This window comes from Thiocystis violacea (assembly GCF_016583565.1).
Taxonomy (GTDB): Bacteria; Pseudomonadota; Gammaproteobacteria; order Chromatiales; family Chromatiaceae; genus Thiorhodococcus; species Thiorhodococcus violaceus_A.
Genome location: NZ_NRRF01000003.1, coordinates 34,170 through 51,825, shown reverse-complemented (window position 1 = coordinate 51,825; position 17,656 = coordinate 34,170). Strand labels below are relative to the sequence as shown.

General features: G+C 65.2%; 15 protein-coding genes. 10 read left to right on the top strand and 5 right to left on the bottom strand.

The genetic code is table 11. The annotated features are described in order from the left end of the window. Nucleotides 1-16 precede the first annotated feature (16 nt). A complete protein-coding gene (locus CKO23_RS01870) occupies nt 17-1,696 on the bottom strand; it encodes a two-component system sensor histidine kinase NtrB (RefSeq protein WP_346014544.1) in 1,680 nt (559 codons plus the stop codon). Nucleotides 1,697-1,876: 180 nt separating this feature from the next. Between CKO23_RS01870 and sucC the strand changes: the two genes are divergently transcribed. The 4 genes from sucC to CKO23_RS01850 all read left to right on the top strand — a co-directional run bounded on the left by sucC (nt 1,877) and on the right by CKO23_RS01850 (nt 6,255). Further along, a complete protein-coding gene (gene sucC / locus CKO23_RS01865) occupies nt 1,877-3,085 on the top strand; it encodes an ADP-forming succinate--CoA ligase subunit beta (RefSeq protein ID WP_200328046.1) in 1,209 nt (402 codons plus the stop codon). Continuing rightward, on the top strand, nt 3,082-3,954 hold the full coding sequence (gene sucD / locus CKO23_RS01860; RefSeq protein ID WP_200328045.1) for a succinate--CoA ligase subunit alpha: 873 nt from the start codon (nt 3,082-3,084) through the stop codon (nt 3,952-3,954). Before sucC ends, sucD begins: the two co-directional genes overlap by 4 nt. A 256-nt stretch (nt 3,955-4,210) precedes the next feature. Further along, nucleotides 4,211-5,812, top strand: coding sequence for an NAD+ synthase (locus tag CKO23_RS01855; protein ID WP_200328044.1), 1,602 nt, complete (start codon nt 4,211-4,213; stop codon nt 5,810-5,812). A gap of 104 nt (nt 5,813-5,916) precedes the next feature. Beyond that, complete coding sequence (locus CKO23_RS01850) at nt 5,917-6,255, top strand: P-II family nitrogen regulator (protein ID WP_200328043.1); 339 nt, start codon at nt 5,917-5,919, stop codon at nt 6,253-6,255. 95 nt (nt 6,256-6,350) lie between these two features. Here the strand turns inward: CKO23_RS01850 and CKO23_RS01845 are convergent, their stop codons facing one another. Beyond that, complete coding sequence (locus CKO23_RS01845) at nt 6,351-7,178, bottom strand: outer membrane protein assembly factor BamD (protein ID WP_200328042.1); 828 nt, start codon at nt 7,176-7,178, stop codon at nt 6,351-6,353. 287 nt (nt 7,179-7,465) lie between these two features. Here CKO23_RS01845 and rluD point away from each other — a divergent pair, with 287 nt between their 5' ends. The 6 genes from rluD (at nt 7,466) to gshA (ending at nt 14,225) form a co-directional block, all read left to right on the top strand. After that, nucleotides 7,466-8,446, top strand: a complete 981-nt coding sequence (gene rluD / locus CKO23_RS01840; protein ID WP_200328041.1) for a 23S rRNA pseudouridine(1911/1915/1917) synthase RluD — start codon at nt 7,466-7,468, stop codon at nt 8,444-8,446. After that, complete coding sequence (gene pgeF, locus CKO23_RS01835; RefSeq protein ID WP_200328040.1) at nt 8,427-9,161, top strand: peptidoglycan editing factor PgeF; 735 nt, start codon at nt 8,427-8,429, stop codon at nt 9,159-9,161. Before rluD ends, pgeF begins: the two co-directional genes overlap by 20 nt. Nucleotides 9,162-9,309: 148 nt before the next feature. Further along, entirely contained in the window at nt 9,310-9,831 is a 522-nt protein-coding gene (locus tag CKO23_RS01830) for a glycine cleavage system protein R (protein WP_200328039.1), read from the top strand. Nucleotides 9,832-9,834: 3 nt separating this feature from the next. After that, complete coding sequence (def, locus tag CKO23_RS01825; protein ID WP_200328038.1) at nt 9,835-10,338, top strand: peptide deformylase; 504 nt, start codon at nt 9,835-9,837, stop codon at nt 10,336-10,338. 183 nt (nt 10,339-10,521) lie between these two features. Beyond that, complete coding sequence (locus CKO23_RS01820; RefSeq protein WP_200328037.1) at nt 10,522-12,624, top strand: carboxy terminal-processing peptidase; 2,103 nt, start codon at nt 10,522-10,524, stop codon at nt 12,622-12,624. A gap of 2 nt (nt 12,625-12,626) precedes the next feature. Next, complete coding sequence (gene gshA, locus CKO23_RS01815; RefSeq protein ID WP_200328036.1) at nt 12,627-14,225, top strand: glutamate--cysteine ligase; 1,599 nt, start codon at nt 12,627-12,629, stop codon at nt 14,223-14,225. A gap of 119 nt (nt 14,226-14,344) precedes the next feature. Here the strand turns inward: gshA and CKO23_RS01810 are convergent, their stop codons facing one another. From CKO23_RS01810 to CKO23_RS01800, 3 genes are all read right to left on the bottom strand, one after another. Further along, nucleotides 14,345-15,010, bottom strand: coding sequence for a hypothetical protein (locus tag CKO23_RS01810; protein WP_200328035.1), 666 nt, complete (start codon nt 15,008-15,010; stop codon nt 14,345-14,347). 296 nt (nt 15,011-15,306) lie between these two features. Then, the gene (gene sthA / locus CKO23_RS01805) at nt 15,307-16,704 is read right to left on the bottom strand and encodes a Si-specific NAD(P)(+) transhydrogenase (RefSeq protein ID WP_200328034.1); all 1,398 of its coding nucleotides are present in this window, start codon (nt 16,702-16,704) and stop codon (nt 15,307-15,309) included. Between the two features lie 399 nt (nt 16,705-17,103). After that, nucleotides 17,104-17,535, bottom strand: a complete 432-nt coding sequence (locus CKO23_RS01800) for a host attachment protein (RefSeq protein ID WP_200328033.1) — start codon at nt 17,533-17,535, stop codon at nt 17,104-17,106. Nucleotides 17,536-17,656 lie beyond the last annotated feature (121 nt).

The following is a 17,656-nucleotide window of genomic DNA, read 5'->3' as shown; positions in this document are numbered from 1 at the left end:
CGGCTAGAAGTGGGGTTCAGTCGAGCGGAAACAACAGCCTGAAACAGCTGCCCCGCGGCTGGAGTCGCTCGTAGACGAGCCTCAGACCATTAGACTCGGCCAGCTCACGGGCGATGTAGAGCCCCAGCCCGGTCCCCTGGCTCCGGGTGGTGAAGAAGGGGTTGAAGATCTCCCTTGCGGTTTTCGCGTCGATCCCTGGGCCGTCGTCACGGACTTCGAGTGCCAGCTCGCGGCGCTCGCCGACGCCTGCGATCCCGATCCGGACGCAGGCATCCCGGCCCTCCGTGCCGCCATGGAGCAGTGCGTTCTCGCAGAGGTTGGCGAGGATCTGGTGCAGGTGTCTGGGGTCGACTTCGACCTGGGTCGGGCCGATGTCGAGGTCGCAGAGGATGGCCGTCTCCGGCAATGCATGCGCTTCGCGCAGCTCCTGCGCGAATGCCTCGACCCAGCTCGCCAGGTCGATCTGGCTCGGTTGGATCTGGTTGCGGCGCGAGAGCTGGAGCACGCTCTCCACGGTCTCCTCGATCCGCGCGCTGTTGCGCCGGATGATGTCCAGCAGGTGGCGGTCGTCGTCGTCGAGGTGGCTGCCCTCCGAGAGCAGCTGGGCGGCGTGGCTGACGCTGCTCAGTGGATTGCGGATGTTGTGGGCGATGCTGGCGGTCAGGGTGCCGAGCGAGGCGAGCTTGATCTGCTGGGCCTCCTGGATGGCCTCCTGGTTATCGCGCAGGTAGATGACGACACCGCTGGCGCGGTAGTCCCCGAGCAGCCTGATGGAGGCCCAGATCTCGCGTCCGCAGATCTGCAGCAGCGCATCCCTGGGGTGCGGGGACTGGGCCTCCGAGGCGAGCCAGTCGCACAGCTCGGGAGAGAGTTCGCTGAGCGAGGTGCCGGGTTTGACCCGATTCGCCGACATCAGCGCAAGGGCCGCCTCGTTGACCAGGCGCAGTCGCCGGTCGCCATCCGCGACCAGAATGCCGGTACCGATGCTGCGGATGACGAAGTCGTTGAGCTTGGAGAGGTCGTCGATGTCGACCTTGCGTCTGGCCGCCAGGGCCTCGGCGGAGCGGATGCGGCGGTAGAGCACGTGGGAGAGCAGGGCGACGGCGAAGTAGAGCAGGCCCAGGAAGCCGGCCTGGGTGAAGGAGGTGTGGATGTCGCCGCCCGAGAGGTTGGTGTAGATCTGCTGGCTCATGACGGCGATGGAGGCGACGGCCGCGAAGAAGAGCGAGAGGCGCCCCTCCATCATGAGCGCGCCGGCCGCGACGGCCACGGCCAAGAGGATGCCGATGCCGCTCGCGATGCCACCGGCGGCGTGCATGAGTGCAGTGAAGGTGATGATGTCGATGAAGATCGCGAGCTGAACCTGGGTCGCTCGGCGGGGTCGGTTCAGAGGGAGCGCAAGCCCGCTCAAGAGAACCAGCAGGGCGTAGGCGACCAGGATGTTCCAGGCCAACTCGGTCTCGGCGCGCTCGACCGATGGGTCCAGCACTGTTGGCGAGAAGGCCAGAACCAGACCCACCACCATGAGCAGGCGGAAGAGGAAGAGCCAGCGCAGGGCACCGCGGGTCGGGTACCGCGTGCCGTCACTCTGCTGGCGAGGGGTGGGCGCTGGAGATGCGCACGCGGGCGACTCGGCGTCCGGGACGACGCGAATCGGCTTCTGGTTGGTGGTCAGCCTATCGATGTCCGTCCTCACGCGAACGCCCCGCGATCATTAGCCTTTGGCATACCCGGCCGAATTAGACCAGAATTGGCGGGGCCAGACCACGCGGTCGGATCCGCCGCTGGTCGGGGCGGCTCTACCGCCCCTCGCCTCGCCGCTCGGCGGGTGCCACGGACGCCGTGCTGGTCGATCAGCTTGATCTCGGGGACGCGCATGAATCTACATGAATTTCAATCCAAGCAACTGTTCCGGGACTATGGAATTCCCGTCCCCGATGGTCGCGTCGTGACCACGGCGGATGCCGCCGCGGCGGTCTGTGCGGAGCTTGGTGGCTCGCGCTGGGTCGTCAAGGCCCAGGTGCACGCTGGTGGGCGCGGCAAGGCCGGTGGGGTGGTGCTGGCCGAGGATGTCGCGCACGTGGTCGAGGAGGCCAGGCGTCTGCTCGGCGCGCGGCTTGTCACGCATCAGAGCGGGCCCGAGGGGCTCCCGGTGACCCAGGTCCTGATCGAGCAGCCAACCGCCATTGCCCGCGAACTCTATCTCAGCCTGCTCGTGGACCGGGCGGCCGAGCGGATCCTCTTCATGGCCTCCGCCTCGGGCGGCATGGATATCGAGGCCGTGGCGGCGCAGACGCCGGAGCGCATCATCCAGGTCAGGGTACATCCAGCCGCCGGGCTGCAGCCCTACCAGGTGCGTCGCGTAGCCTTTGGGTTGGGCTTGGAGGGCGCGCAGATCGCCTCGCTGGGGCGGATGATGGACGGCCTCTACCGGTTGTTCAGCGCGTGCGATGCCAGCCTGGTGGAGGTCAACCCCCTGGTCGTGACGGCGTCGGGCGAACTGCTGGCGCTCGATGCCAAGGTGAATCTGGACGACAACGCGCTCTATCGGCATGCGGCCTTGGAGTCCCTGCGGGATCCCGCTCAGGAGGACGCCAGGGAGGCCAAGGCCAAGGCACACGAGCTGAACTACATCAGTCTCGACGGCAACATCGGCTGTCTGGTCAACGGGGCTGGCTTGGCGATGGCGACCATGGACCTGGTCAAGCTGCACGGCGGTGCGCCGGCCAACTTCCTGGACGTCGGCGGCGGCGCCACCGCGGCTCGGGTTGCGGAGGCCTTCAAGCTGATCCTGTCCGACCCCAAGGTGCGCGCGGTGCTGGTGAACATCTTCGGTGGCATCGTGCGTTGCGATCTGATCGCGGAAGGCATCGTGCAGGCGGTCCGCGAGGTCCGGGTGGGCGTCCCCATCGTCGTGCGCCTGGAGGGCACCAATGCCGAGCAGGGTCTGGCGATGCTCGCCGCGAGCGATCTCGCCGTGGAGACGGCCGCGAGTCTCACGGAGGCGGCGGACAAGGTGGTGGCCGCGTCAGCCGCCCGTGACGCATCCATCGGGGGCGATCAATCCATCGGGGGCCATCAATGAGCATTCTGGTCGATTCCAATACCCGCCTCATCTGTCAGGGGTTCACCGGCAAGCAGGGGACCTTCCACAGCGAGCAGGCCATCGCCTACGGCACCAACCTGGTCGGCGGGGTCACGCCGGGCAAGGGTGGCCAACGTCACCTCGACCGGCCGGTTTTCGACACCGTCCACCAGGCCGTGGAGGCGACCGGGGCCGATGCCACCATGATCTATGTGCCGGCAGCCTATGCGGCGGATGCCATCCTCGAGGCGGCGGACGCCGGGATCCGGGTCATCGTCTGCATCACCGAGGGCATCCCGGTGTTGGATATGCTGAAGGTCAAGTCGGCGCTCGCAGGCGTGGAGGCCGTGTTGATCGGTCCCAATTGTCCGGGCGTGATCACGCCAGGCGCCTGCAAAATCGGTATCATGCCCGGCAGTATCCACCGCCCGGGCCGTGTCGGCATCGTGTCGCGCTCAGGCACCCTTACCTACGAGGCGGTCTTTCAGACGACCCGGGCGGGCCTGGGTCAGAGCACCTGCATCGGGATCGGCGGCGACCCCATCCAGGGTCTGGACTTCGTCGACTGTCTGGCGCTCTTCGAGGCGGATCCGGAGACGGATGCGGTCATCATGGTGGGCGAGATCGGCGGCAGTGCCGAAGAGGCTGCGGCGGATTTCATCCAGGCACGGATGACGAAGCCGGTTGTCGCCTACATCGCCGGCGTGACGGCGCCCGCGGGCAAGCGGATGGGGCACGCGGGCGCCATCGTCACGGGCGGCAAGGGAACGGCCGAGAGTAAGTTCGCCGCCCTGGAGCAGGCTGGTGTCACGACCGTGCGCTCTCCCGCCGAGATGGGCGTTCGGGTGGGCGAGCTGCTTGGTCGTTGAGACCGACCCCAGTTCAGGGTCGGACCGACCGGGGCTGCCGGCTCGTGATTCAGACGGGATTCACAGGCGGGTGTCGGATGGACGGAGGTTGGTGGGCAGCGGTTCGCCGATTCCGCCGTGTGCCAATCCTTCATCCCGTCAGTCCTGTCCATTTTCAGTCAGGCGTGTAGCATGCGTCTCGAGCGCGGCAGACCCAGGGCTTCGCCGCGCGAGCCTCAGGGGCCGCGCTCCATGGTTCTCGCGGGAGTGAGTTGACTTGGCTTGTCGCATCCAAATCGTTCAGATGAATCCCCTGGTCGGGGATGTCGCCGGCAACGCCGAGCGCGTGATCGCCGAGGCCGCGCGCGCGCGCGAGGCGGGCGCCGACATGGCGGTCTACCCCGAGCTCGTGCTGACCGGTTATCCGCCCGAGGATCTTCTCCTGCGACCGGAGCTTCTGGCGCGCGTGGAGACGGCGTTGGCGCGCATCCAGGCCGAGGTGCCTGGCATCACGCTGGTGCTCGGCTATCCCAGGCGCTCGGTCGGAGGGCTCTTCAACGTGGCCGGCGTCATCCGCGACGGCGAGGTCGTGGCGGAGTACGCCAAGCAGCATCTCCCGAACTACAGCGTCTTCGACGAGAAGCGTTACTTTCAGCCCGGTGCGACGGCGACGGTCTTCGAGCACCGCGGCCTGAAGATCGGGCTGAGCGTCTGCGAAGACATCTGGCAAGAGGGGCCGACGCAGCAGGCCGCCGCGGCCGGGGCGCAGATACTCGTGAACATCAATGCCTCACCCTTCCATGCGGGCAAGGTCGCCGAGCGAGAGGCGCTGGTCTCGCGGCTGGCCCGCGATCATCGGCTGTCGATCGTCTACGCCAATCTGGTCGGCGGGCAGGACGAATTGCTCTTCGATGGCGGGTCGTTCGTCGTCGATGGCCGCGGCAAGGTCGTCCAGCGCGCGCCTGGCTTCGTCGAGGCGAGCTTGACGCAGTCCTTCGACGATGCCGCCGAGCCAGCCGCGGCTGTTGCCTTGCCGGCGAGCAGCGAGGAGCAGGCCATTTACGAGGCGCTGGTGCTCGGCGTGCGCGACTATGTCCACAAGAATGGCTTCAGTGGGGCGGTGCTCGGCCTGTCCGGCGGTGTCGATTCGGCACTGACGTTGGCGATCGCGGCCGATGCCCTGGGGGCGGACGCCGTCGAGGCTGTCCTCATGCCCTCGCGCTACACGGCCGACATGAGCAACGAGGATGCGCTCGAGGAGGCCCGTCTACTCGGCGTCAAGGCTCAGGTGATCTCGATCGAACCCGCCTTTCGCACCTTTCTCGACATGCTCGAGCCCGCCTTTGCGGGGCGGGCGGTGGATGTGACCGAGGAAAACATCCAGGCGCGCTGCCGCGGGATCATCCTCATGGCGATCAGCAACAAGAGCGGTCGGATCTTGTTGACGACGGGCAACAAGAGCGAGATGGCCGTCGGCTATGCGACCCTCTACGGCGACATGGCCGGCGGCTTCGCCCCCATCAAGGATGTGCCCAAGACCCTAATCTATCGGCTCGCCGCCTATCGCAACGCACGCTCGGCAGTGATCCCGTCGCGCGTGCTGACACGCGCCCCCTCGGCTGAGCTGCGTCCCGACCAAACCGATCAGGATAGCCTTCCACCCTACGAGGTGTTAGACGCTATCCTGCGCCTCTATATCGAGGACGATGAGGGCGTCGAGGCCATCGTCGCCAAGGGCTATCCGGTCGATGTGGTGCGTCGCGTGGCGCGTCTGGTCGATCGCAACGAATACAAGCGCCGCCAGGCTCCGCCCGGCGTTCGCATCTCAAAACGTGCGTTCGGGCGCGACCGACGTTATCCACTCACCAGCGGCTTCTAAGTGGCGCTGCGCGGGCGCTGTTCATCACCTAGTCGCGCTCTTATACTCGAACGTTGATATAAGGCGAACGTTGAGATAAGCCGTGACCCAGTACGGAGAGATTCATGAAAAAGGTCGAAGCGATCATCAAGCCCTTCAAGCTGGACGACGTCCGTGAGGCGTTGTCGGCGGCCGGCATTACGGGAATGACCGCCATCGAGGTCAAGGGCTTCGGCCGTCAAAAGGGCCATACCGAGCTCTATCGCGGCGCCGAGTACGTCGTGGACTTCCTGCCGAAGGTGAAAATCGAGCTGGTGCTGGCCGACGACCAGGTCGAGGGCTGTATCAGCGCCATCACCGCGGCGGCGCGGACGGGCAAAATTGGCGACGGTAAGATTTTCGTCTCCGACGTGACCCGTGTGGTGCGAATCCGCACGGGTGAGGAGAACGAGTCGGCGATCTGAGCGCCTCGCGCGCAGACCCTGCCTAGGCCGGCGCCTTGCGCGTCGGCCTCATGCCGTGCGCGCGACGGCGGTGACGCCGTCTGCGCGTCGGGATCTCAGTTCTCGTCGAGCTTCAGATAGCCCCAGAGCTTGCGAGCGACATCGACCTTCTCGGGCTCTGGAGGCTCTTCTACGAAGCGGCCCGCCTGACGGTTGACGTCCAGTACCCGCTTCGCATCCGCCGCGAGATCATCCTTGCCGAGGGCGCGATAGGCGTCGATCAGCACCTCCAGCGCTTCATCCACGGCGCTGGTGCGTTGGTAGTGCTCTATGACGTAGTTGGCGCGGTTCGCTGCCGCCACGTAGGCCCCGCGCTTCATGTAGTAGCGGGCGACATTGACCTCGTTCTGGGCGAGGTTGCTGCGCAGATAGACCATGCGCTGGCGTGCGTCCTCGGCGTACTTGCTGTCGGGAAAACGCTCGACGAGGGCCGAGAAATCCGTGAAGGCATCGAGCGCCGAGCCGGGGTCGCGCTGCGAGGCGTCGGTCGGGATGAAGCGGTCGAGGAAGCCGACGCTGCGATTGTAGTTGACGATGCCCTTGAGGTAGTAGGCGTAGTCGACGAAGGGATTCTGGGGGTAGAGCTTGATGAACCTGTCCGCGGCGGCGATGGCGTCTTCGGGCTCGTCCGCCTTGTAGTGCGCATAGGCGACGTCGAGCTGGGCCTGCATGGCGTAACGCCCGAAGGGGTAGCGAGCCTCAAGCTTTTCGTAGAGTTCGACGGCGCGTTTGTAGTTGCTGGAATCGAGCTCCGAGGCCGCCTCCGAATAGAGCTTCGACGCGCTCCAGCCCTCCGTCGGGTCGATCTCTTTGCCGAAGAGGCCGCATCCGGCGAGCGTGACGACGAGCAAGAGCACGGGCAATCGTGTTAACGTTCGTGGCATGTCGAATGAATACCTGTATCGAATGACAAGCAGTATACCCGAAGGCGGTTGCTCGGGCCTAAAGGTCGACCAATCTTCAATCAGATGATCGCGCTGTTGGCAAGCCATGGATTGGACGTGTGCGCTCGCCGCTGGCGTTCGCTCGACGTTGTCCCGCTGCCGAGGTTCGTCTCTCTCCGACGCGTTTCCCACCCTTCGACCTGCCGTTCTCCGTGCCTCTGGGCGGGCGGTCAGTCCTTCCGTCGCGGCATGCGCGTCCCCCAGCGTCACGGGCGGGTGGCGCCAGGATGAGCGGGTCGCCGACCGAAACGCTGCGACGTGTCGTCACGGTCGATGCGTCCCTGGCGGGGAGTCGTCTCGATCAGGCACTGGCCACGCTGCTGCCGGAATTCTCGCGCAGCCGGCTGCAGCAGTGGATCGAAGCCGGTCAGGTTCTGGTGGACGAGACCCCGCGGCGCTGTCGCGACAAGGTGTGGGGTGGCGAGTCCGTTCGCGTCCAGGCCGAGCTTGCGGCGAGCGAGGACTGTCAGGCTCAGGCCATTGCCCTGGATCTGGTCTATGAGGATGCGCAGCTGCTGGTGATCAACAAGCCGGCGGGCTTGGTCGTCCATCCTGCGGCGGGAAATCGCGATGGCACCTTGCAGAACGCCTTGCTCCACCACGCGCCCAGCCTGGCAACGCTGCCGCGGGCGGGCATCGTGCATCGCCTCGACAAGGACACCAGCGGTCTGCTCGTGGTTGCCAAGACCCTGCAGGCCCACAAGTCGCTGGTCGAGCAGCTTCAGGCGCGTCAGGTGCATCGGGAGTATCGTGCCCTGGTCGTCGGAAACCTGGTGGCGGGCGGCCGCGTCGAGGCGCCAATTGGCCGTCACCCGACGCAGCGCACCAAGATGGCGGTGGTGCCGAGCGGGCGCGAGGCGGTGACGCATTTCAGGGTCTTGGCGGCTTTTCCGGGTCACGCGCTCCTGGCGGTGGAACTGGAGACCGGTCGTACGCATCAGATCCGTGTGCACATGGCCCATATCCGCCACCCCCTCGTTGGTGATCGCGCCTACGGTGCTCGACCCAGGCCGCCCGCTGCCTGTCATCCAGACCTCACGGCGGCCTTGCAAGGATTTCCGCGCCAGGCGCTCCATGCCATCCGGCTCGGTCTGGTCCACCCGGAGACGGGTGCGCAGATGCACTGGGAGGTGCCCATGGCCGAGGACTTGGAGGGGCTGCTGAAATTATTCCGTCAGGAGGTCGCTGGTGGAGCTGATTCGGCCTGACTGGCCTGCGCCGACGTCCGTCAAGGCCTGTTGCACGACGCGCTCCGGCGGCCTGAGCACTGGGCCTTTCGCCAGCATGAACCTGGGTGACCATGTCGGCGATGACCCCGGCGCCGTGGCTGCCAACCGCGAGCGCCTGCGTGCCTCCCTGGGGCTGCCGGCGATGCCGGTCTGGCTGCGGCAGGTCCATGGCTGCGACGTGGCGGTCTTGGGTGACGCCCCTGCGCCCTGCGAGGCAGATGCCGCGCTGGCCCGTGCGCCGGGTACTGTCTGCGCGGTGATGACGGCCGATTGCCTGCCGCTGCTGATGTGTGACGACCTCGGGATGCGGGTGGCGGCGGTGCATGCCGGTTGGCGGGGGTTGGCAGCGGGTGTGATCGATGCCGCGGTGGCGGCGATGGCGTCGGATCCAGCGCGCTTGCTCGTCTGGCTCGGCCCCGCGATTGGTCCAGACGCCTTCGAGGTCGGCGCTGAGGTACGCGCGCAGTTCGTGGCGAGAGATCCGGCGGCGGCCCAGTCCTTCCGCCCGAGCGGCGATCGCTGGTTGGCGGATCTTTTCGGGCTCGCACGGCAGAGGCTGTCGCGGCTCGGCGTCAGCCGCGTCTACGGGGGGGAAGACTGCACCTATGCTCAGCCCGAGCGCTTTTTCTCCTATCGGCGCGATGGCGTGACTGGGCGCATGGCTAGCCTGATCTGGCTCGAGCCGCGGACCTGAGGCCGGGGCCGAGCGATGAGAGCGAGCCTGGGTGATTGCTTTCAGCGGCGCGGGGGCGCTTTCAACCTCAACCATTTGATAAGATTCCGTGCTTTCGAGCCAATCAGGCTCGGAGTCTCTCTAGACCGAAGGAATCGAGACGACATCTATGTCCGACTGGAACCTCCTCACCCTCGTGGGCGCCGATCGCCCGGGAATCGTCGCGCGAGTGACGCGCGTCCTCTTCGCGCTGGGCTGTCATCTGGGCGAGGCGTCCATGATCAGGCTCGGCGGCAACTTCACCATCATGTTGATGGTGAGCGGCGCCCGCTCCGAGGCTGAGCTGCTGGCCGCGCTGGCGCCGGTCGCCGAGGAGATGGATCTGCGCATCCATCTGGACCCCTCGCACGGCGGCCTGCATCACCACCTGATGCCCAATTATCAGGTGCGCGTCATGGGTGCGGACCGTGCCGGCATCGTGGCGGACGTCACGGAGATTCTCGCCGAGCAAGGCTTCAATATCCTGGAGCTGGAGTCGGATGTGGCGGGCGATCGCGAGCACCCGCTCTACATCATGAACATCCAGGGCTACTCTGGGGTTACGCTCGAGGCGCTGAGGGATAGCTTCTCGGCCCTCAGCAAGCGCGGTGTCTCCGTGGATGTCTCTCCCGTCGATGTGTTGATCGGCTGACCGATGGCGATTCTCGAGATCCTCAAGCTCCCCGACGCCAGGCTGAAGCAGGCGTCCGAGACGGTCGAGGCGTTCGACCAGTCCCTGCGGGACTTCGTCGCCGATCTGGAAGAGACGCGTCTGGCGGGTCCGGCCGCCGTGGGTATTGCCGCGCCTCAAGTCGGCCGCTTTCAGCGGATCGTCATCCTGGACGTGTCGGGTCGGCCCAAGACCTCCAGTCATGGGCATCTCGTCCTGGTGAACCCGGAGATCGTCCATTGGGAAGGCTATGCGATGGGGCGCGAGGGTTGCCTCTCCGTTCCCGACTATACCGGCAATGTCATCCGCGCCACTCAGATACGGCTCAAGGCCCAAGATCCGGACGGGCAGGTGCATGAATACGAGATGGAAGGATTCGAGGCGCGCGCTGTCCAACACGAAATCGACCATCTGGATGGTCTGCTCTTCGTGGATCGTGTCGTTAGCCGACGCACCGACCTCTACCGTCGCAAGGTCTATCAGTCCTGAAAATCTTCGCGTTATTTGCAACAATCTCGGTCAGTCTTCCCGGCGACCGATCTTGGGACAGACTCGGATCTGGTGCCCCGCCGGGTCGGCACGCGCAATGCCCGGCGTGCGACGGGTGCGCGGGCCACTGCCGGCCGATCTCCCCTCTCCGCGGATGCGCACCCAACCATCTAGGGTAATGCCATGAGACAGCGCCTCTACCAGCTCCAGCTCGTCGTCTTCCTTACGCTGGTGACGATGGTTGCGGCCATCGCGAAACCGCAATCCACCTCCTTGTCCGAGCTCTTCCCGAGCCCCGGCCAGACGAAGGCGGCGATCGTGATCAACAAGGTGCTGGAGCGCTACCACTACCGCAAGGTGGTGCTCAACCAGACCTTCGCGAAGACCGTGCTGGCCAAGTATCTCAAGCAGCTCGATCCCAACAAATCCTTTTTCATCGCGCGCGATGTGGAGCGTTTCGAGACCGGCGCCCGCAATCTCGACGAGAGCATGCGGCGCGGTGAGCTGGACGTGGCCTTCGACGTCTTCCGTGTCTACCGGATGCGCGTGGACGAGCGGGTCGCCTATGCGCTCAAGCTGCTCGACCAGAAGCTGAGCTTCGACGTTGCCGAGACCTTCGCCTTCGATTCCTCCGAGGCCCAGTGGGCGCAGGATAGTGCGGAGCTCGACGACCGCTGGCGCAGGCGCGTGAAGAACGACTTCCTGACGCTGCGGCTTGCCGACAAGTCCGATGACGAGGTGCGCGATCGGCTGCGCAAACGCTACGAAGGGCTTGCGCGACGCATCCATCAGTTCAATGGCGACGACGTCTTCCAGACCTTCATAAACGCCTACACGGAGTCGATCGAGCCCCACACCAGCTATATGTCGCCCAGCACCTCGGAGAACTTCGATATCAGCATGAAGCTCTCCCTGGAAGGCATCGGCGCCGTGCTGCGCGGCGACAATGAATACACCGTCGTCCAGAGCACGGTCCCTGGCGGCCCGGCGCGGGAATCCGGTCAGATCCATGCGGGAGACCAGATCGTGGGTGTCGCGCAAGGCCTGGATGGCGCCATGGAGGACGTGGTCGGCTGGCGCCTGGAGGACGTGGTCGAGAAGATTCGCGGTCCCAAGGGATCGGTCGTGCGGCTGCAGATCCTGCCCAAGAGCAGCGGCTCGACGGGACACTCGCGCGAGATCTCCCTGGTCCGCAACGAGATCAAGCTGGAGGACCAGGCGGCCAAGAGCTACCTGGTCGATGATCTCCCCAACGGTCCGGGGATGAAGGTCGGCGTGATCGAGATCCCCGCCTTCTACCGCGACTTCGAGGCGGAAGGCGCGGGTGACGCCAACTTCCGCAGCACGACGCGCGACGTCCGCAAGCTCATCAACGACCTGGTCATGCGCGGCGTCGATGGCGTCCTCATCGACCTGCGCGGCAATGGTGGCGGCTCCCTGGCCGAGGCGACCTCGCTCACCGGCCTCTTCATCGACACAGGTCCAGTCGTCCAGGTGAAGGACGCCTTTGGCAAGGTCGAGGTCGAGGCCGATACCGACGCGGGGGTCGCCTACACGGGGCCGCTTGCCGTCCTGGTGGATCGCGAGAGCGCCTCCGCCTCCGAGATCTTCGCCGCCGCCATTCAGGACTACGGACGCGGCCTCATCATCGGTGAGCCCACCTTCGGCAAGGGCACGGTGCAGACGCTGATCGACCTCAATCGCTATGTCCCCGGAGATCACGACGATCTCGGTCGTCTCAGGCTGACCATGGCCGAGTTCTTCCGCATCAGCGGCGGTAGCACGCAGCTGCGCGGCGTCGAGCCGGACATTCGCTTTCCGACCGCCGAGTACATGACCGAGCACGGCGAGCGCTCGCTCGACAATGCCTTGCCCTGGACGCGGATCGACCCCGCCAATTTCAAGAAGGCCAGCGCCATGACCTTCGATATGCTGACGCTCAAGTCGAACGAGCGTGTCTCCAGGGATCTCGGTTTTCAGATGCTCACGGAGCGCAGCAAGCTGATGCGCGATGCCGAGGAGCAGAAGGAGATCTCGCTGCGCGAGCGCGACCGGCGCGCGCAGGAGGATCAGCGCGAACGCCGCTTCAAGGACGAGCAAGACCGCTTCCTGCGCTCCAAGGGCATCACCCCGGTCGACGAGGATGCCGACCAGGTCGATGAGGATGCGCTGGATGCGCAGCGTGAGGCGATCGCGCGGATCGAAGTCGAGGAGGCCGCTCGGATCATGGTCGACGGCATCTCGATGCAGCGCGGCCGTGATCCCCGCGCGGTCATGAGGAACTGAGCTTGACGTTTTCCCATGCGACCCTTGAGCAGCGGGTCTTGCTGCTTGGGGAGGCGGGTGCCTCTGAAGCGCTCACAGGCAGCCGGGTCGGGCTCGAAAAGGAGGGGTTGAGGGTCTCCTGCGCTGGCCAGCTGTCGGATACGCCGCATCCGGCGGCATTCGGCTCGGCGCTGACCCATCCCTACATCACCACGGACTTCTCCGAGGCGCTGATCGAGCTCGTCACGCCCGCCCTCACCGATGCCCGGGCGGTCCTGGACTTCCTGCGCGACATCCACCTCTACCTCTATCGCCACCTTGACGATGAGCTGCTCTGGGCGACGAGTATGCCCTGCGTGCTCAAGGGAGGCGCCGGCATCCCGCTCGCCCGCTATGGCAGTTCCAATGCGGCGACGATGAAGACGGTCTATCGGCGTGGCCTGGGCAACCGCTACGGCCGGACCATGCAGGTCATTGCCGGCATCCACTTCAACTTCTCCTTTTCAGAGGCGTTTTGGACCCTCTATCAGGACCAGCGCCCAGCCACTGAGGATCCGCTGGGCTTCAGGTCCGAGGCCCAGATGGGCATGATCCGCAATCTGCAGCGCCTTGGATGGCTGGTGCCCTATCTCTTCGGGGCGTCCCCGGCCGTGTGTGCGAGCTTCGTGCGTAGGCAGGACACGGATCTGGTGCCATTCGACGCCCAGACCCTGCACTATCCCTACGCGACCTCCCTGCGCATGGGCGATATCGGCTACCAGAACAAGCAGGAAGAAGGGACGGGGATGAAGGCCTGCTACGACAGCCTGGATGCCTATGTCCGCAGCCTGACGTGGGCGATCGAGACCCCTTGCCCGCAGTACGAGGCCATCGGCATCAAGGTCGGCGATCGCTACGAGCAGCTCAATGCCAACGTGCTGCAGATCGAGAACGAGTATTACAGCACGGTCAGGCCGAAGCAGATCACCGAGTGGCTGGAGAAGCCCACGCTCGCCTTGCGTCGACGTGGAATCCGCTATGTCGAGCTGCGCTCGCTCGATGTGAATCTCTTCGAGCCGCTCGGTCTGGGGCTGGAGCAGATGCATGTCCTGGAGAGCCTGATGCTCTACTGTTTTCTCCAGGAGAGTCCGGGCATTGGCAGTCGCGAGCGCCGAGGCATCGACGAAAACCTCGTCCTGACCGCCCATCGTGGCCGCGAGCCGGGTCTTGAACTGTCGCGCGAGCGTGAGCGGGTCACCCTGCGTCAATGGGCCTCTGAAGTCCTGACGGAGATGGTTCCCGTGGCGGAGTTGCTGGACGGCGGCTCGGAGGGTCCTCACGTCGATAGCCTGAGGCGCCAGCGGGAGAAGATCCTGCATCCGGATGCGACACCCTCGGCGCGGATGTTGGCGGAGATGCGCGCGCGCGGCGAGAGCTTCTTCGATTTTGCGCAACGGCTCTCCTGTGAGCATCGCCGTCACTTTCAGGCTCAGGCGCTCGCGGCAGAGCGTTCGGACGACTTCGGCCGTTGGGCCGCGGAATCCATCGTCAAGCAGCGCGAGATCGAAGACGCCGATGATCTGAGCTTCGATGACTTCCTGGAACGCTACTTCGCTCAGTCCGGGGCGCGTACGCCTGGGTGAGTCTGCGCGGGGCGGGGTTTTCGTCGGCGTAAAACAAGGATGGCCCGCGTCAAGAGACGGGGCCATCGCCGGTCACGCATGAGGCGAGTGCGCAGTCGCCTGCGCGCTCGCGCTCCTTCTTACTGCGTGGCGGTCGTCTGCTCGGCTGGGGCTGCAGCCTGCTGTTCGGGGGCCGGAGCTGCCATGCCGCAATCGGTGCGAGGACCCATGCCATAGGTCGGGCTGCCGAAGGGGTGATGGTAGCCAGAACGCATGGCGCGGCGCTGCTCGTTCATGCTCTTCATGGCCTCGCGGCGCTCGTCCATCCGCTTCTTGGCGTCGGCGCGGTAGGCGTCCATCTCCTTGATGCGATCCTGCATGGAGTTCGGGCTGCTCGGGAAGGCCGTCGCAGGCATCTCAGGCATTGCGGGGTACTGACCGAATTCCGGGAATGCGGGCATCTCGGGGACGCTGGGATACTCGCCAAGCGCAGGCATGGGTGGCATCGCCGGGAACTCGGGTGCCGCGGGGAACGCCTGGTCAGCGAATGCGGGCATGCCTGGATACGCCGGCTGGGCCTGCTGAAGGGCGGTCATCTGCTCCTCCGCAAACTTCTGCTGAGCGGCGAACGCCGCTTGCATGGCCTTGTTCTGCTGCTCCATGAAAGCCTGCTGCTGCTCGACCATGGCCTGCTGCTGCTCCTGGGTCAGGACAGGCTGCTGGCAGGGTGCTGCGTACCAGGCAAAGGCTGTGGTCGTTGCGGCTGCCAGGGCGACAGCTGAAACTGCTTTGATCGTTTTCGACATGTGACACACCTAAAGGCTGAAAGGGAAAGATCGATTGAGACCGAGCAATAAAGCCGTGCGACGCTCCCTGTCCCTTCTTGTTTTTCCTGTTCCCTGCGATCTGACGGCCATGAATCGGCCGATTGGCTTGGGTGCAGGGATGCGTTCGCGCCAGCGCTGAGGCGGGCTAGCCAATTGGCGAATGAGTATATAAGAAAATGATAAAATAGCAATGGGCTTGTCGATGCGATCACGATCGGCGCCCCGAGCGTCGGGTGACTTGCGTTGCGGCTTGCGCCTGGGTGTGCGGTCGATGCTCAGAACAAGCGGTTCAGACCGTTCAGCGCCGCCACCCGATAGGCCTCGGCCATCGTCGGATAATTGAAGGTGGTCTCGGTGAAGTAGCGCAGGTTGTTGGCCTCGCCCTGCTGAGACATGATGGCTTGACCGATATGGACGATCTCGGCAGCCTGCTCGCCAAAGCAGTGAATCCCCAGGATCTCCAGTGTCTCGCGATGGAACAGCAGCTTCAGCATGCCGACCGTATGGCCGGTGATCTGGGCCCGCGCGATGCTCTTGAAGTCTGCCTGAGCGACTTCGTAGGGGATGTGGTTGGCCGTGAGCTCGCGCTCTGTGCGCCCGATGGAGCTGATCTCCGGAACCGTGTAGATGCCGGTGGGGAATTCCTCGATGAGCGACCAGTCGCAGGCCCCTTCGGCGATGTGGGCGCCCACAAACCGGCCTTGATCGTAGCTTGCGCTGGCAAGCGCCGGCGGCCCGGCGACATCGCCGACGGCGTAGATGTGGGGCAGGGCGGTCTGGTAGCTCGGGTTGACATCGAGCTGTCCGCGCGAATTCGGCGCCAGGCCAATGGCCTCCAGGCCCATGTCGTGCGTGTTTCCGGTGCGGCCATTGGCCCAGAGCAGGATGTCGGTCTTGAATTTCTTGCCCGATTTGCAGTGCAGGACGACACCCTTTTCATCGGCCTCGACCCTGTCGTAGGTCTCGTTGTGACGGATGACGACCCCCTGCTGGCGCAGATGGTAGCTCAAGGCGTCCGTGATCTCGTCGTCCAGGAAGGACAGCAGGCGGTCGCGGGTATTGACCAGATTCACCTTGACGTCGAGTGATCCAAGGATAGAGGCATACTCGCAGCCGATGACGCCGGCGCCATAGATCGTCAGGGAGCGTGGCGTGTGCTCGAGGGCCAGCACGGAGTCGCTGTCGCGGATGCGCGGGTGAGTGAAGTCCAGGTCTGGCGGGTGATAGGGCCGCGAGCCGGTCGCGATGACAATGTGCTTGGCGCGCACCTCCTCGGATAGGCCGCCGGGACGCCGGATCTCCAGCAGGTTCGGTTCGAGGAAATGGGCGCGGCCGAAGATGACCTCCACCCGGTTGCGCCTGTAGTGGCGATAGCGCGTCCGCACCTGCTCGTTGATCACGCCGTCTGCCGCGCGGAGCAAGTCCGGGAGCTCGACCTCGACTTGCTGTTGCGTATGCTGAAACAGCGGGTTGCGGCGATAGTCCGCCAGCAGCTGGATCGAATGGCGCAAGGCCTTGCTGGGGATGGTGCCCCAATGGGTACAGCCGCCGCCAACGGCGTCGTGTGCCTCGACGATGGCGATCCGCTGGCCGGCCTTGGCGAGCTTCATGGCGGCCCCTTCGCCGCCTGGTCCAGTCCCGATCACGATGCTGTCGAATGCGCGTGCGGCCATGAGTCTCCCATCTCCTCAGAAATTAACCCGGCGGTGTCGTCAGCGCTCAGCTGACTGCGCCCGATTGGATGCTGGCACGAGCTGGCCCTTGGCGCGCGTGGCTCGTCACCCTCCAGGCTCAATGATTCGCAAGACTAGCATGAATATTTCGAGACTCTTGGGCCAACGTGCTGGGTCCCCGAGTGATTTCGATACCCAAGGTTCAAACCCACCGCCTTTCAGGCGGGCGGATTTCATCAACCCGATGGTTCTCGTAGCACCGCTCCGTGGCGCAGAGCGCCGCTGCATCCGTGACACCGCAGAGCGGTGTCGCGGGCACGCGGGATTCGGGTATTCGGTTTCACGCAAGCGAGCTGGCGGCGTCGGGCCGCCAGCGTGTGGGCAGGGTGCGTCGGGAGGTCAGAGAAAGTCGGGGAGGTGCTTGCGGATCGCCTCAGGAGGCTGGGTCGTCAGATTCTTGTCCAGCTCGCCGGCGACCATCTGTCGCAACGACGATGATTGGTGCTTGCGCAAGAGGCCGAGCAAGGCGGGCGCCGCCATGATGTAGAGCTTCCTGAAACGGCCTTGGTTACGCGCCGCCTCCAAGTCCTCGCAGAGGAGGCTGGCGAAGCGATCCGCGTTCTCTTGCTTGTGCGCATCCTCTCCGTTGACGCCGTGGACCCCGGCGCCTGGGGTCTGACTTCGACCGCCTTTGTCTGTGATGAGGTCTCCCTCGTGAAGCCGGCCTTCCGGGAAGGTCATGGAGCTGATTTCAGTGATTGGGCCCGTCGCCTTTTCGGCGCTGAAGATGCGGGCGCGGCTATTGTCTGCAACCAAGATCCAAGTTGGCATAGGCTTACCTTCCTCGTGGTTTGCGCCCAGCCTGATCGCGCTGGGCAAGGACGCTCGATCCCGGGTTCGCGCTGCCGCGCACGGCCGGCGGCCGTCGCTTGCCGCGAACGCCTCGGAACGA

Excerpts from the sequence above, each read along its gene's own strand:
- sucC (WP_200328046.1), top strand. The coding sequence starts at position 1,877 with ATGAATCTACATGAATTTCAATCCAAGCAACTGTTCCGGGACTATGGA.
- sucD (WP_200328045.1), top strand. The coding sequence starts at position 3,082 with ATGAGCATTCTGGTCGATTCCAATACCCGCCTCATCTGTCAGGGGTTC.
- CKO23_RS01850 (WP_200328043.1), top strand. The coding sequence starts at position 5,917 with ATGAAAAAGGTCGAAGCGATCATCAAGCCCTTCAAGCTGGACGACGTC.
- CKO23_RS01845 (WP_200328042.1), bottom strand. The coding sequence starts at position 7,178 with ATGCCACGAACGTTAACACGATTGCCCGTGCTCTTGCTCGTCGTCACG.
- rluD (WP_200328041.1), top strand. The coding sequence starts at position 7,466 with ATGAGCGGGTCGCCGACCGAAACGCTGCGACGTGTCGTCACGGTCGAT.
- CKO23_RS01830 (WP_200328039.1), top strand. The coding sequence starts at position 9,310 with ATGTCCGACTGGAACCTCCTCACCCTCGTGGGCGCCGATCGCCCGGGA.
- def (WP_200328038.1), top strand. The coding sequence starts at position 9,835 with ATGGCGATTCTCGAGATCCTCAAGCTCCCCGACGCCAGGCTGAAGCAG.
- CKO23_RS01820 (WP_200328037.1), top strand. The coding sequence starts at position 10,522 with ATGAGACAGCGCCTCTACCAGCTCCAGCTCGTCGTCTTCCTTACGCTG.
- CKO23_RS01810 (WP_200328035.1), bottom strand. The coding sequence starts at position 15,010 with ATGTCGAAAACGATCAAAGCAGTTTCAGCTGTCGCCCTGGCAGCCGCA.
- sthA (WP_200328034.1), bottom strand. The coding sequence starts at position 16,704 with ATGGCCGCACGCGCATTCGACAGCATCGTGATCGGGACTGGACCAGGC.
- CKO23_RS01800 (WP_200328033.1), bottom strand. The coding sequence starts at position 17,535 with ATGCCAACTTGGATCTTGGTTGCAGACAATAGCCGCGCCCGCATCTTC.